8 protein-coding genes are annotated in these 15,433 nt (G+C 66.0%); 3 read left to right on the plus strand and 5 right to left on the minus strand.

Annotation, left to right across the window (positions count from 1 at the left end):
- Window positions 1-30: 30 nt before the first annotated feature.
- Both bglX and GRI68_RS10260 read left to right on the plus strand, forming a co-directional pair.
- On the plus strand, window positions 31-2,367 hold the full coding sequence (bglX, locus tag GRI68_RS10255; protein ID WP_160617155.1) for a beta-glucosidase BglX: 2,337 nt from the start codon (window positions 31-33) through the stop codon (window positions 2,365-2,367).
- A gap of 44 nt (window positions 2,368-2,411) precedes the next feature.
- Window positions 2,412-4,061, plus strand: coding sequence for a sulfatase family protein (locus GRI68_RS10260; RefSeq protein ID WP_160617945.1), 1,650 nt, complete (start codon window positions 2,412-2,414; stop codon window positions 4,059-4,061).
- Window positions 4,062-4,079: 18 nt separating this feature from the next.
- Here the strand turns inward: GRI68_RS10260 and GRI68_RS10265 are convergent, their stop codons facing one another.
- The 3 genes from GRI68_RS10265 to GRI68_RS10275 all read right to left on the minus strand — a co-directional run bounded on the left by GRI68_RS10265 (window position 4,080) and on the right by GRI68_RS10275 (window position 11,837).
- A complete protein-coding gene (locus tag GRI68_RS10265; protein ID WP_234028775.1) occupies window positions 4,080-6,134 on the minus strand; it encodes a glycoside hydrolase family 97 protein in 2,055 nt (684 codons plus the stop codon).
- Between the two features lie 224 nt (window positions 6,135-6,358).
- The gene (locus GRI68_RS10270; protein WP_160617156.1) at window positions 6,359-10,942 is read right to left on the minus strand and encodes a beta strand repeat-containing protein; all 4,584 of its coding nucleotides are present in this window, start codon (window positions 10,940-10,942) and stop codon (window positions 6,359-6,361) included.
- A gap of 49 nt (window positions 10,943-10,991) precedes the next feature.
- The gene (locus GRI68_RS10275) at window positions 10,992-11,837 is read right to left on the minus strand and encodes a cyclase family protein (protein ID WP_325063797.1); all 846 of its coding nucleotides are present in this window, start codon (window positions 11,835-11,837) and stop codon (window positions 10,992-10,994) included.
- Between the two features lie 312 nt (window positions 11,838-12,149).
- Between GRI68_RS10275 and GRI68_RS10280 the strand changes: the two genes are divergently transcribed.
- Entirely contained in the window at window positions 12,150-13,127 is a 978-nt protein-coding gene (locus GRI68_RS10280; protein ID WP_160617158.1) for a LytTR family transcriptional regulator DNA-binding domain-containing protein, read from the plus strand.
- A gap of 21 nt (window positions 13,128-13,148) precedes the next feature.
- Here the strand turns inward: GRI68_RS10280 and GRI68_RS10285 are convergent, their stop codons facing one another.
- Both GRI68_RS10285 and GRI68_RS10290 read right to left on the minus strand, forming a co-directional pair.
- On the minus strand, window positions 13,149-13,391 hold the full coding sequence (locus tag GRI68_RS10285) for a hypothetical protein (RefSeq protein WP_160617159.1): 243 nt from the start codon (window positions 13,389-13,391) through the stop codon (window positions 13,149-13,151).
- Window positions 13,381-15,426 (minus strand): hypothetical protein, encoded by a 2,046-nt coding sequence (locus GRI68_RS10290; protein ID WP_160617160.1) that lies wholly within the window; start codon window positions 15,424-15,426, stop codon window positions 13,381-13,383. The genes GRI68_RS10285 and GRI68_RS10290 overlap by 11 nt, the downstream gene beginning before the upstream one ends.
- Window positions 15,427-15,433: the final 7 nt, after the last annotated feature.

The raw sequence follows: 15,433 nt of genomic DNA on the forward strand, positions 1-15,433 counted from the left end.
ATCGCCAACAGGCGACAGATGGGAGAGACGATGACACTTATTGGCGTACGGCTTCTGGCCCTTGCAGCGTTGCCGGTGCTGGGGGGATGTGCGACCGCTGCGATGGAAGCGTCGCCGGTGACTGCCGCGACAGAGGCGCGCGGACAGGTTGTTCCGGTCGAACCTGCAGAGCCAACTTGGGCCGCACCCGACCCGGAGATGGACCGCACCATCGACGCGCTGATGGCGCGAATGACGATCGAGGACAAGGTCGGCCAGTTGACCTTGTTGACCAGCGACTGGGAATCGACCGGGCCAACGATGCGCGATACCTATAAGCAGGATATCCGCTCGGGCCGTGTGGGTGCGATCTTCAATGCCTATACGTCGGCCTACACCCGCGAATTGCAGCGTCTGGCCGTCGAGGAAACCCGGCTCGGCATCCCGCTGCTGTTCGGATACGATGTCATCCACGGCCATCGCACGATCTTCCCGATCTCGCTCGGCGAAGCGGCGAGCTGGGATATGACGGCGGTGGAGAAGGCCGCGCGCGTTTCGGCGCTGGAAGCATCGGCGGAAGGCCTGCACTGGACGTTCTCACCGATGGTCGACATTGCGCGCGATGCACGCTGGGGCCGTATTTCCGAAGGGGCCGGGGAAGACGTCTATCTGGGCTCGCAGGTCGCCCGCGCACGGGTTCGCGGCTATCAGGGCGACGATCTGGGCGCGACCGACACGATCCTTGCCACGGCCAAGCATTTCGCCGGCTACGGCGCCGCGCAGGCGGGCCGCGACTACCACACGGTCGATATTTCGGAGCGGACCCTGCGCGACGTCTATCTGCCGCCCTTCGAGGCTGCGGTGGACGAGGGCGTCGCGACCTTCATGACCGCCTTCAACGAATATGACGGCGTTCCCGCCAGCGGCAGCCGCTATCTGCTGACCGACGTGCTGCGCGACCAGTGGGGTTTCGACGGTTTCGTCGTGACCGACTATACATCGATCAACGAGATGGTCCCGCACGGCTACGCGAAGGATCTTAAGCAGGCCGGCGAACAGGCGCTCGACGCGGGCGTCGACATGGACATGCAGGGCGCGGTGTTCATGGACCATCTGGCGCAATCGGTCGCCGACGGAAAGGTCGAGATGGCCGCCGTCGACCGGGCGGTGCGCCGTATCCTCGAAATGAAATACCGGCTGGGCCTGTTCGAAGATCCCTACCGCTACGCCGATGAAGCGCGCGAGAAGGCGACTCTCTACAAGCCCGAATTCCTCGAAGCGGCGCGCGACGTGGCGCGCAAGTCGATGGTCCTGCTCAAGAACGAGGGTAACGCCTTGCCGCTCGCCGCCTCGGCGAAGCGGATCGCGGTGATCGGCCCGCTCGGCAACAGCAAGCCCGACATGATCGGCAGCTGGGCCGCAGCGGGCGACCGCGGGACGCGTCCGGTCACCGTACTCGAAGGCATGCAGGCCAATGCGCGCGATGGCGTGAGCGTCGAATACGCCAAGGGCGCGAGCTACGAGTTCGCCGACGAAGGCAAGACCGACGGTTTCGCCGAAGCGCTGGCGCTGGCCGAGCGATCGGATGTCATCGTCGCTACGATGGGCGAGAAGTGGGACATGACCGGCGAGGCGGCGAGCCGCACCTCGCTCGACCTGCCCGGCAACCAGCAGGCGCTGCTCGAGAAGCTGGTCGCCACGGGTAAGCCGGTGGTGCTGGTACTCATGAGCGGTCGACCCAACTCGGTCACCTGGGCGAACGACAACGTCCCTGCGATCCTCCACGCCTGGTACCCGGGCACGCAGGGTGGGCATGCGGTCGCCGATGTGGTCTATGGCGACTACAACCCCTCGGGCAAGCTGCCGGTCACCTTCCCGCGCACGGTCGGCCAGGTGCCGATCCATTACGACATGAAGAATACCGGCCGCCCGATCGAGCTGGGCGAGCCGGGCGCGAAATACGTCTCGCGTTATCTCAATACCTCCAACGACCCGCTCTACCGCTTCGGATACGGGCTGAGCTACACGAGCTTCGCATACTCGCCGGCTACGCTCAGCGCGCCGACCATGGGGGCAGGCGGTTCGATCACTGCCAGCGCCACCATCACCAACACGGGCGACGTTGCGGGCGAGGAAGTCGTCCAACTCTATGTGCGCGATCTGGTCGGGTCGGTCACCCGGCCGGTGCAGGAGCTCAAGGGCTTTGAAAAGATCGCCCTGCAGCCGGGCGAGAGCCGGACCGTAAGCTTCACCCTGAAGCCCGCAGACCTTGCCTTCACCCGCGGCGACATGTCGCATGGCTGGGAGCCGGGCGAGTTCCGCTTGTGGATCGCGCCGTCATCAGGCGCCGAAGCGGCCACGCCCGTGACCTTCAGGCTGACGGAGTAGGGATAATGATGAGACGTTGCGCAGCGGTTTTCGCCACTCTCGCAATGTCTCTCGCGGGGTGTGCGACACCATCCCCGCCTTCGTCACCCCAGACTGGGAGCTTTCAAGACGCCGTTACGCCGCGTGATCGTCCGAACATCATCTTCATCATGTCGGACGATCACGCGCAGACGGCGATCTCGGCCTACGGCACCGCAATCGGGCGGCTCGCCCCCACCCCGAACATCGATCGCATCGCGGCCAACGGGGCGCTGTTCGAGAACAGCTACGTCACCAATTCGCTATGTGGGCCGAGCCGGGCGACAATGCTGACCGGCCAGTTCAGCCACATGCACGGCTTCACGCAGAACGGGCAGAAGTTCGACAATTCATCGTGGAACTGGGTCCGCGAGCTGGGTCAGTCGGGGTATCGGACCGCACTGTTCGGCAAGTGGCATCTCAATTATTCGCCCGAGGGGGCCGGGATCGACGAGTGGGCGGTGCTCGACGATCAGGGCAAATACTACAATCCCGACATCATCACGCCGTCGGGGCGCGAGGTGGTCGAAGGCTACGCCACCGATATCGTGACCGATTACAGCATCGACTGGCTGGAGAAGAATGCGGGAGGCGAAGAGCCCTTCGCGATCCTGATCCATCACAAGGCGCCGCATCGCAATTTCATGCCCGCGATCCGCCACGTGCAGAAATATATCGGCACCGAATTCCCCGTACCGACCAACTATTTCGACCACTACGACGGTCGGCCTGCCGCCGCTGCGCAGGAAATGAACATCTACCGCGACATGTACGAAGGCCACGACCTCAAGATGACGGTCGAGGAGGGTTCGAGCGAGGTTCGCTACAACCCCTGGCCCGACGATTTCGCGCGGATGACCGACGCCCAGCGCGACGCCTATTTCGGCGCCTTGCAGCCCGGCAACGATGCCATGAACGAAGCCGACATGACGCCGCGCCAATTGGCGATCTGGAAGTACCAGCGCTACATGGACGAATATCTGGGCACGGTGGCAGCGGTCGACGACAGCGTGGGCCGGGTTCTCGACTGGCTGGAAGCCTCGGGCCAAGCCGACAACACGATCGTCGTCTATACCTCCGACCAGGGTTTCTACCTCGGCGAGCACGGCTGGTTCGACAAGCGCTTCATGTACGAGGAAAGCCTGCGCACGCCGCTGGTGATGCAGTATCCCGGGAAGATCGCGCCGGGCACACGCATTGCCGCGCCGGTGCAGAACGTGGATTATGCGCCGACCTTTCTCGATTTCGCCGGGCTAGGGCCGCGCGATACGATCCAGGGCCGCTCGTTGCGCCCGGTCGTCGATGGCGAGGCGCCGGCCGACTGGCGCGATGCGATCTACTACCACTACTACGAATACCCGGGCTTCCATTCGGTGCGCGCCCATTACGGGGTGAAGCAGGGTCGCTACAAGCTGATGCGCTTCTACGGGGATATCGACCAGTGGGAGTTCTATGACCTGCGGACCGACCCGTCCGAAATGCACAACCGCATCGACGATCCCGCTATGGCCAAAGTGGTCGCGCGCATGAAACAAAAGCTCGCAACCTTACGCACACAATATCGCGACAGCGACGGTCCTGCGGTCGAGGCAGCGACAGGCGATAGCGCAGCTGCAGCCAAGGGACGCCGGGATGCGCTTCGGGCCGCAGGTCCGGGACACCACGCGCACCGCTGATCGCGCCGGACCGCGCGTTCAGCGGACCGGGCGCAGGCTCATTGCGAACCCGCCGCCCGCCAGCATCTCGATTGCCAGCCGGTCGCCGCCGCGTATTGCGCGCGTCTCGCGCACCATCGCGAACCGATTTCCGTCGATCCCGCCACCTTCGCCATCGCGCCAGATCTCGGCGACATAGCGCGTGTCTGGATGGAGGAACGACAGATCGAGATCGACCGTGCGCGCGTCTGCGTCGGTCACGCCGCCGACCCACCAGTCGTCCCCGCCGCGCCGTTGGCGGGCGATCACTGCATATTGGCCGATCTCGCCGGAAAGCACCTTCGTGCGCTCCCAGTCGACCGGCACCTGCTCGATGAAGGCGAGCGCGTCGGGGGCCTTGGCGTAATTCTCCGGTAGGTCGGCCGCCATCTGGATCGGTGAATAGATCACCACGTAATCGGCCAGCTGGCGCGCAAGCGTGTTGGGCAGCAGGCTTTCGCGGCCCTGCAGGCTGACGATGCCCGGTGTCAGGTCGAACGGGCCCGACAGCATGCGGGTGAAGACCAGCGTCGGCTCGTGGCTCGGCGGGTTGGGCGGCTCGCCCCACGCCATGTATTCGGTGCCGCGCGCACCTTCGCGGCTGACGAGGTTGGGGTAGGTGCGCCTGAGCCCCGTATCCTTGATCGGCTCGTGCGCGTTGACGGCGATTTCGTGCGCCGCCGCGCGCTTGGCGACCAGCAGGTGGTGGCGGGCCATGTATTGCCCGTCGTGATATTCCCACTGCTCGGTCCCGTCGGCGTCCTCGCGCAGCACGCCGCCCGCATCGGCGACGTATCCGGTCTTCACCGAATGGACGCCGTGCCGCTGGTAATAGTCGTAGGCCTCTTCCAGCTGGCGTTCGTAGAGCCCCGCATTCCCGGCGGTTTCATGGTGCCCCATGATCTCCACGCCCTTCGACTTCGCGTAGGCGGTGACACGGTCCATGTCGAAATCGGGATAGGCCTCGGCAAACTCGAAGTTGCGTCCGCTCTCGCTCCACCAGCCCTTGTTCCAGCCTTCGACGAGGACCGACTTGAAGCCGTGCCGCGCGGCGAAATCGATATAGTCCATCGCGTGCTGCGTTGTTGCGCCGTGCTTGGGCCCGTCGTTCCAGCTCCATGTGTCGAGATGCATCGCCCACCAGATGCCGACATATTTGTGCGGGCGCACCCAACTGACATCGCCGAGCGCATTGGGCTCGTTGAGGTTGAGCACGATGTCGGCCGCAGCATAGAGCGCGGGCGCATCCCCGGCGATCAGGATCGCGCGCCAAGGCGTGTGGAACGGGGCCTCGCGGCGGACTTTCCACCCTCCCGACGAAGGCGCGAGCATGGTCCGGAAGCGCTGGCCCTCGATCCGCTGGAGCCAGAACGCGCTGTAATCGACCAGCGCGGCCTCGTGGATCGCGATATGCAGGCCATCGGCGCGGCGGAAGGTGATCGGCGTATGCGCAATGCCGACCTCGCGCGCGGGGGTGGCATTGTAGAGAAATTCGTAGCGGTTCCATTCGCCACCCGGAATCCACCAGGCTTCGGCATCACCGCCTGCAAGCACGAACTCGGTCAGCTCGCCGTCGATGATCGCATCGGAGAGCTGGTCCTGCCGCGGGAAGTCGTAACGAAAACCGACGCCGTTATCGAACACCCGCGCGACCAGGTCGATCCGCCGCTGCGTCTTGCCGCGTTCGGTCATCGGCACGCGCATCTCGTTATACCGGTCGATGACCAGGCGGCTTTCGCCCCACGGCTGTTCCCAGGTTTCGTCGTGGCTGGCGCGGGTCGGATCGCCCAGCGCGACCCCGTTCTGCCACTTGCCCGCGCCGCGCAGCATGAAGCCGAGCTTGGAGGGGGCGATCACCTCCTCCCCGTCGCGCAGCACGCGGTAGACCGGGATCGTCTGTTCGGTCCCGATTTCGAAGCACAATTCGCCATCGGGGGAGCACTGGCGATGGGTCACCTCGTCCTGCGCCGCCGCGCCCGAAGCGAGGCCAAGCGCAGCCAGCGCGCCAAGCAGCCAAAGAAGCATGCGCGCAGGGCTTCGGGTCGGTCCGGTCATCGTCTGCTCTCCCACATCGATGCTAAGCACCTGCGCGAAAGCGGCGCGCGGTGCAACCGGTTACATGGCAGTCCTCCCCGCGCCTTTCCGGTGGATGGAGGGATGTGGATGAGGGCGCGCTCCGCCTGCAACGAAAAAGGCGCGCGACCGGAGTGTTCTCCGGTCACGCGCCCCATCGCCGGGCCGTTTGGGTCGGAAAGACCCGGCGAACCCTGAAAGCCCCCTTAGAACTCGCCGACCACGCCCACGCGCGCCGTGGTGCTCTTGCCGCCGGCATAGGAGACGCCCGCGGTGATCGCGAAGGGTTCCTCGGTGTTGGCCCGCGCGGCGATCGATGCGCCGATGGCGGCCTGCCCGCGATAGACCGAGGTGTTGGCGGTGTAGCTGACCCGGCCCGGTGCCGACGGCATCGGCGCGGCGGTCAGCGCGACCGAGGCGGCGATCCCGCGATTGTTGGCAAGCCGCTCGCTCGCCGCGATCTGATAGAGATCGAAGACGTTGCCTTCGAGCGAGGACAGCCGCCCGTCCATCCCGTCGAACCGGCTGAGGTCGAACGTGGTGGTCCCCAGATTGCCCTGCGCGTCGGTGGTGACGAGCGAGACCGGGCCGGACTGGCGGGCATTGCTTTCATCGGACGCAATCCCGGCGAAGGTATAGGTGCTCTGGCTGGAGCCGAGTGCGATCTGATTGGCCTGGGTTGCGACCGCGCCATTGCCGATCGCCACGGCGCCATCCGCAGTGGCCTGGGCGGCATTGCCCATCGCGATCGCACCCACGCCCACCGCATTGTTGGTGTTGCCGAGCGCCAGTGCACCATTGCCGGTGGCAATATTGTCCTTGCCGATCGCGACCGCGCCTTCGCCGGTTGCGACGTTGGGATCGCCGATCGCGACGGCCCCGTTGCCCGAGGCGATGTTGCGCGATCCGATCGAGACCGCCGCCCCGTCCTTCGCCGTCGCCTGGTAACCCATCGCGACCGATTCGGTGCCGCTCGCCGTGCTGCCCCAGCCGATGGCCATCGCGTTCTGCCCGCTCATGTCCGGCGAATTGTCGGTGCCGAAACCCAGCGCGGCGAAGCGTTCGGTGTTGGCATCGGCGCTTTGCTGGGCGGTGGTCGCCTGCTCGATCGCCTGGTCGGCAGTGCCTTGCGCCGTGGCCGCATTGGCGAGGGCCGTGTCTGCAGTTTCCTGCGCTTCCTCGGCACCCGAGCCGGCCTGTTGCGCCATGTCCTGCGCGGCCAGCGCTTCGGCACGGGCCGAACTGGCTTCCGACCTCGCAAGATCGGCAGTTTCCTGGGCATCGGCAGCATTCCCGAGAGCCGTATCGGCCGTCTGCTGCGCCACGTCGGCGCTGTTCTGCGCAGCGGCGGCGGCATCGGCATTCGCTGCGATCTGCGTGTCCTGCACGTCGTTTTCGGCCAGCGCCTGATCGGCCGTATCCTGCGCGGTTTGCGCATTGGCGAGTGCAGTATCGGCGGTGTCCTGCGCCGCATCGGCGGCGTCCTGCGCGGCAGCAGCGGCCTCGGCATTCGCCGCGATCTGCGTATCCTGCGCGTCGTTCTCGGCCAGCGCCTGATCGGCACTGTCCTGTGCGGTCTGCGCATTGGCGAGCGCGGTGTCGGCGGTGCCCTGCGCCGCATTGGCGGCGTCCTGCGCGTCGGCGGCAGCGGAAGCATTGTCCGCGATCCGCGTATCCTGCGCGTCGTTCTCGACCAGCGCCAGATCGGCGCTGTCCTGCGCGGTCTGCGCATTGGCGAGCGCGGTGTCGGCGGTGCCCTGCGCCGCATCGGCGGCGTCCTGCGCGTCGGCGGCGGCGGAAGCATTGTCCGCGATCCGCGTGTCCTGCGCGTCGTTCTCGGCCAGCGCCTGATCGGCCGTATCCTGCGCCGCCTCGGCGATGGTTTGCGCGGTCCCGGCACTGGCGAGCGCTTCGTCCGCGGTCCCCTGAGCGGCTTCCGCCGTTCCCTGCGCCGTGGCGGCATTGGCCAGCGCCTGGTCCGCCGTATCCTGAGCGGCGTTCGCAGATGACTGCGCCGTCGCGGCAGCGGCGGCCACGGTATTCAGCTGGCCGAGATTGACCGCGTCGGTCGCATCGGTCCCTGCTGCGACATTGACGATCTGCCGCTGCAAGTCCGCGCTGCCCACCGAGACCGTGTTCGCCCGCGTCGCCACCGAGCCGTAGCCCAGCGCGACCGCGCCAGCTATGCCGGAATCGACGCGCGACTGGGCGCCGAGGGCGAGCGACCCTGTCGCATCGCCCAATACTTCGGACCCGTATCCCAGTGCGACGCCGTATTCGCTGTCAGCATCGCTTTGTGCCCCGATCGCGGTAGAATATGTATCGCCTGCTCGGCTTGAATAGCCGATGGCTGTGCCATAACTCGCGTTTACGCTGCTGTCTGCGCCCGTCGCGGTACTATAGTCGGACAATGCCGAGCTGTTCACGCCTGTAGCGGTGCTGCTCTTACCGGTTGCTGAGCTGAAGGTACCAGTTGCCGTACTGTTTTCGCCGCTGGCCTCGCTGAATGCGCCTGTGGCGGTGCTGGCATATTGGCTCGCCTCGCTGCTTAGACCTGTGGCAGTGCTGTAGTCGCCGGTCGCTTCGCTGCGCCGGCCGATCGCCTGGGAGGTGGACCCGCTTGCCACTGCCGCACCGCCCGTCCCACCGAAGACGATATAGGGACTGCTGCCGCCACCGGCATCGGCGACCAGCGCCTGAACCTGTCCCAGCGTGGCCGCATCGCTGGTGGCCACGCCCTCTGCCACATTGACGATGCGACGGGTGATCACGTCGGCCCCATCGAGCTTTTCGTCGTCATTGATATCGACCGAGCCGTCGGCACCGACGGAAACGGTGTCGGCTTCGGTGGCCTGCGAGTTATGCCCCAGCGCCACGGAATTGGTCGCATCGGCGGCGACGGTCGCATCCGCCCCGAGCGCAGTGCTGAGCTCCGCACCAGCCTCGCTGAAATAGCCTGTGGCGGTGCTGTAGTGGCCGCTCGCCTTGCTGAAAACGCCTGTGGCGGTGCCTGCGTAGCTCGCCTCGCTGTACGCGCCTGTAGCGGTGGCCACATCGACTCCCGAGCTGAACATGCCTGTAGCGGTGCTCAGCCTGCCTGCCGAGCTATTCGCGCCTGTAGCGGTGCTGAATCCGCCGGTGGCCTTGCTATCTGCGCCTGTGGCGGTGCTGGCAAGTTCGCTCGCCTCGCTGCTTCGACCTGTGGCGGTGCTCGATCCGCCGGCCGCTTTGCTGCCCCGGCCGATCGCCTGGTCGGAGGGCCCGCTTGCCACTGCTGCATCGCCGCTCCCGCCGACGGCAAAATAGTCGAGGCTGGCCGTCGCGGCTTCGACCTGTCCCAGCGTCGCCGCATCGCTGGCGTCCAAGCCGTCGGCCACATTGACGATGCGGCGGGTGATCACGTCGGCCCCATCGATCCGTCCGTCGCCATTGGCATCGACCGAGCCGTCGGCACCGACGGACACGGTGTTTGCTTCGGTGGCCTGCGAGTTCTGCCCCAGCGCCACAGCCCGAGCTGCAGCGGCGGCCACGGTCGCATTGGCCCCTAGCGCCACGCCTCCAGTTGCGAGCGCCTCACCATTGGCACCGAGCGCAGTGCTGAATGTCTCGGTCGCGCGGCTCCCGGTTCCCGTCGCGGTGGAATATTCGCCCACCGCCGAACTGTCATATCCCGTTGCCGTGCTCGATCTCGCTGGCGCCCAAGAATATGCGCCGATTGCGGTGGACTCGATCGACTCGGCTTCGCTTCCAGCCCCCATCGCCGTGCTGTATTGGCCCGTCGCCTTGCTGAAATGACCAACAGCTGAAGCCTGGGTGCCAGTGGCCCGACTTTCCGATCCTATAGCGACGGACAATTCGCCGCTTGCCACCGCTGCCGCACCCGCACCGTTGATTGCCACATAAGGACTGCCCGTTGCGCTATCGGCAATCGCCCGGACCTGCCCCAGCGTAGCCGCATCGCTGTCATCGACGCCGTCGGCCACGTTGACGATGCGGCGGGTCAGGACGTCGTCAGCATTGATCGTCCCGTCGCCATTGATATCGACCGACCCGTCGGCACCGACGGAGACGGTGTTGCTTTCGGTGGCCTGCGAACGCGCGCCCAAGGCTACGGAAAACTCCGCCCCGGCCGCCGTCGTGGCACCGAAGCCCAGGGCCGCGCTTACCTCTCCATTCGCTCGGCTGCGATATCCCGCTGCCAGGGCGTAATCGCCCGCTGCCGAGCTCAGATAGCCGACAGCCGTCCCCCCTTCTCCCGCTGCATTGCTCGAGGCGCCGTATGCCGCACTGGCCAGTCCGCCTGCGCTGCTGTCGGCCCCCGTGGCCGTGCTGCTGTTTCCTGTCGCCCAGCTGTTCTGGCCGGTTGCGGTCGCGTTCGCGGCAGTGGCCCGGCTGTTCTGGCCGGTTGCCGTCGCATAGGCGGAGTTTGCTGTGCTGCCCGCGCCCGTGGCTGTGCTCTTCTCCCCGAGTGCCCAAGCATTGGTACCGATCGCCGTACTTTCGGTCTTCGTCGCATTGGCACTGGCACCGATCGCGGTCGTGCTGCTGGCGGTAGCGTGGCTGTTGTGTCCGATCGCGGTCGCGAGGCTGGCGTTGGCCTTGCTGAGCACGCCGACGGCAGTTGTCTTGCCAGCGCTCGCTTCGGCATCGGTTCCGCATTCGGTCGCCGTTTCCTCGGTGCCTTCGTTGCAATCGGGCGTCTCGTCCGCCGCGGCGGGGGAAGCGACGACGCACAGGGCGGCGAGGCTGGTGCTTGCGAGGAGCAGGCGGGTGGTGGCGGTGCGGGTCATGTCGTGTCTCCGTGACGATGGAAAAAAGGTATGAAGTCGGATGCGCGGGTCAGCGCCCGCGAATGGGTGCTCCGGGAAGGTGCGCGACAATGCGCAGCGGGCCGCCGCTGCCGCCGCGGATCTTCATCGGCAGCGCAATGACGGTGGCGCCGGTTGCGGGCAGGCGGTCGAGCTGCGCGACATTCTCGAACCCCGGCACATTGGCCGCGGCGAGGATGCGATGCGCCATGAAGTCGGTGGACTGGCCGCGATCGAGGCTGGCGGTGTCGATGCCGACCGCACCGACCGAGCGTTCCTCGACCAGGAAGCGGGCGAGCTCGGGAGAGAGGCCGGGAAAATGCAGTTTGGGCACGGCAGCCGCGCCGCGCTCCGCCGTGCCGAGATAGGCGGCCTTGTCGGGCCAGAATCTCGAGAAGCCGGTGCGCACCAGCAGGATCGCGCCATCGGGCAGGCGGCCATGTTCGGCCTCCCAAGCGCGCAGGTCGTCGACCGAGACGAGGTAGTCGCGGTCCGCCGCCGACTGTTCGGTCACATCGAGCACGAAAACAGGGCCGATCAGACGACTGATTGACACCTCGTGCGTCGCCTGTCCGCCCTCTGCAAAGTGGATCGGGGCATCGAGGTGGGTGCCGCCATGTTCGGCGGTGAAGATGTTGTAGGCGCTGTAATGCCAGCCGCCTTCGGTCTCGCCATGGGCCACTTCCTCCAGCCGGAATTCGGCGGCTGTGGGCCAGAAAATGCCGTCTTCGTCGGCATCGTGCGTCAGGTCGACGAAACTGCCGCCGGCCAGCGCGAAAGGCGCCGGAACCGGTGGTTTTGCCGCGCATCCGGCCAGCGCAATTGCACCGGCCACGGCCAAAAGGCGCGCCCCGGCGCGCAGGTTTGAAGCACTCACGGCGACCCCCGATCGTCTTGCCCAATCATGTCCGAGTGACATTCGGAGGCCTGTCTCCCGGGCCCCCGAATGCCGCCCCCTCGGAGCCGCAAAGGCTCCTGTCCGCCCCAAGGGTGCGAGTATGCATTGCCGGGCGCAACGATCGGATGCCGAGTTGCAACTGGGGGTGCTGAGCTGCAGAATTAAGCGGATTTTAACGCGGAGAACGGCGTGTTCGGGGCATTGACGGCGCGAAGATGTTTCCCATTGGCGCGCCACAGCTTATGAGATTGATTCGCAATCTTTCCTTCCACCCGAGTTCGCAGGCAAAACATGGGTTTCGAACATCGCTATCCCAAAGTGGAAATGCACACCGGCACGCATCCGCGCCTCGGCAGCGGTGTCGCGGTGTGGGAATTCGACGAGCTGCCCGAGATGCTCGGCCCCGATTGCTGGGCAGTGGTGGCGGCCCGCCTGCTCATGTCGCACAATTTCGAGCCGGGTCTCGCCGCAATGCTCGAATTCATCGGCCGCTCGGCGCGCGCTGACAGAGCCTGGGTGCTCCGTTTCAACCACGATCTCACGACGATGCGAAACACCAATGAATGGTGCGCCAGCGGGATCACGTCGCATGTCGAGGATCTGCAGGACGTCCCCGTTACCATGCTCGGCGACATGCTGCTGCCGCTCAAAGAAGGGCAGGCGCTGGCGATCAACGATATCGAATTGCTCGGACGCGGGATGCGCGCGATGCAGCGCGAGTTCCGCCTGCAGGGTATTCGCAGCACGCTGACGGTACCGGTGATGGCGGAAGAAGGGTTGATCGCCTTGATCGGCCTCGATTGCACCCGTCAGCAGCGCGACTGGACCGAAAGCGAAGTGCACGCACTCACCCAGATTGCCGCCCTGATCGGTGTCAGCCGGATCGAGGGAGCGGCGCTGACGCGCGAACGGATCGCGCCAGAAACCGATGCCTTGGCACGGCTTTACCTGCGCAGCGGACATTCGGCGCGCGGCGTCGATCCCGAGGATATCTGCGCGGTCGAGGCCGATGGCAGCGGCACGATGATCCACCTGGCGAGCGGGGAGACCGTCCCGGACGACCGCCCGTTGCGCTGGTGGCATTCGGTCCTGCCCGCGCACCTGTTCCTGCGCACCCATCGTTCGGCCATCGCCAATCTGCGCCAGGTCGATCGCTTCCAGAAGCGCCACCGTGGGCAGGACCTCGAACTCGTGCTCAAAGGCACCGGCCATCGCAGCCCCGTAGCCCGGGCACAGGCTCCCGAATTGCGGCGACGGCTGGGCGTCTGACCCGCGCCCGAGCCGGCGATGCTATTTCGACGAAGGCAGGTCTAGTATCGTCTGCGCGCCGGAGCGACTGTCGTTGACGGTCAGCCGTAGCCCTTCCGGGGTGGTGTCGAATTCGATCGTGCCACCCTGCGTGATGACGAGGCCGTGACGGGCCGCACCGGCATCGACACAGAACGACCCGTCGAACTCGCCGCAACCCGCCATGCCCGAGGGCACGGCGGCGACGACAGCGGCCATAACCGCCAGCGCGATGCTACTTTTCATCTCGGGTCTCCCCGCCATTCTGCACGATGGAAAAGCCGCCACCGCCCTCGGCCGGGCCGGAATAGGAGATGCTGAAGCTGTTGTTGTCGCCGTTCTGCGTGATGCTCACATCGTAACCGCTCCCGCTTTGCACCACATCGACGGCATTGCCGTCGCCATTCTGGATTACGGTCGCGCCCAGCTCGCTGCCGCGCTGTTCGTAGGCGATCTCGTTTTCCTCTCCCTGCTGCTGCAGCTCGGCCTGGATATTGCCACTCCCTTCCGCGAGCTGGCTCATGCGGACCGTGTTGAGGTCGCCGGCCATCTGCACATTCGCGGTGATGCCGTTGCCCGCACCCGACTGGTTTATCCGGCCGTCATTCTCTTTCCCCGATTGCGTGAGCGACGCGCTTCGCACGGTACCCGGTCCCGATTGCTCGATCCGGGCCGTGTTCTGCACATCGTCGCTCTGGTCGATATCGGCTTCGACGGTTCCGGTGGACGGCGTGGGATTGTCCTGCTTGATCCGGGCACTGTTATTGGGCGAGATCTGGTCGATCGCGGCGATGGTGCCGCCGCTCGTCTGTTCGATGCGGGCGGAGTTGTTGTCGGTTCCGCTGCCGGCCTTCACCGAGGCTTCGCTTGCCGCGCCCGATCCGGTCTGCGTGATGCGGCTCTCGTTCGCATTGCCGTTCTGGTCGATCTGCGCTTTCAGCGAAGGACCGTCCTGCGCGATCGTGGCTTTGCCGCGCATGCCGGGCTGGGTGATAGTGGCGTTGCTGCCGGTTCCGCCACTGGCGCGGGTCTGCCGCGCCTCGGCACTGTTGGCACTGCCGCCCTGGTCGATATCGACCGTGTCCGTGCCGGACCCGGCGTCGACCTTCTGTTCCACCAGCGCCTCGTTCTCGTCGGTGCCATCGGTCGACTGGTCGATCCCGGCGACGCTCCCTCCGCCCGCGCCGCTTTGCTTGATCACGGCTGAGTGGGTCTGGCCGGTCTGGTCGATGTCGGCCTCGTTGCCTCCTCCTGCGCCCGTCTGTTCGACGGTGCCCCGCAGGCTGCGCGACGATCCGCCTTCCTGGTCTATCTGCGCCTTGTTGGCGGGCGAGTCCTTCTGAAGCACCACGGCATCGCCGTCGCTCCCGTTCTGGTTGATTGAGCTGACATTGCCATGCGCACCATCCTGCACCACGCGCACCTGCGACTTGGTGCCCGACTGGGTCACACCCGCTTCCTGCCTGCCCGCGTCGGATCGTTGCGTGATCTCGGTCTCGTTGTTCGCACCGTCGATATCGGTGTCGGCACCGCTTCCGCTGCCGCTGCCCGCCTGGACGATCTTTGCGCGACTTCCCGGCCCGTTCTTGATCGCGACCGACGCCTTTGCGCCGGGCTGGGTCTGCAAGACCAGTCCGGTGCTGTCTCCCCCTTGCGACAAGGTGACGTCGGCCTGCGTCGCGCTGGCACGCTGGATGATCTCGCTGCGGTGATCGTGCCCTGCCAGAGTGTGGGTCTGTTCGGCGCCGGTACCGCCGCCATCCAGATTGGCCCGCTGGATGCCGAGCGAGAAATTGCTGTCGCCCTGCTGGTTGATCGCGACCGTGCCCTTGTCACCGCGCTGGTCGATATAGGCTGTGCTATCGGTGGAGAGCGCGCTGTCATTGCCGAATGCGATCGTCGCCGACGCGCCATCGGCTCCGTCACCGGTGTCATCGGCCTGGCGGATTGCCCCCGCGTTGCCGTTACCCGAAAGGTCTATCCGCGCGGTCGACCCACGCCCCTTCTGGTAGATGCCACTGGCCGGATCGGGCTCGATGCTTTCGCCGGTGAAGGCCTCGATCGCGGGCACCTCTTCGAGCGGACCGGTATCGCCGGACTTGCGCACGATCTTTGCGGTGCTGGTTTTGCGGGTCACTTCCCCCTCCTGCCGGACCGATTGGTCGGCATCCTGAGCATCTGCCTGGCTCGGTTCGGCCGAGCGTGCCTGGCCGCAAGCAGCCAGGCTCAGCGCCAGGGCACATGCGCCCGTTTGGGTGGCGAGTTGTGTCGAAAGTTTCATTGTGTCC

This window comes from Alteriqipengyuania halimionae, from assembly GCF_009827575.1.
Taxonomy (GTDB): Bacteria; Pseudomonadota; Alphaproteobacteria; order Sphingomonadales; family Sphingomonadaceae; genus Alteriqipengyuania_A; species Alteriqipengyuania_A halimionae.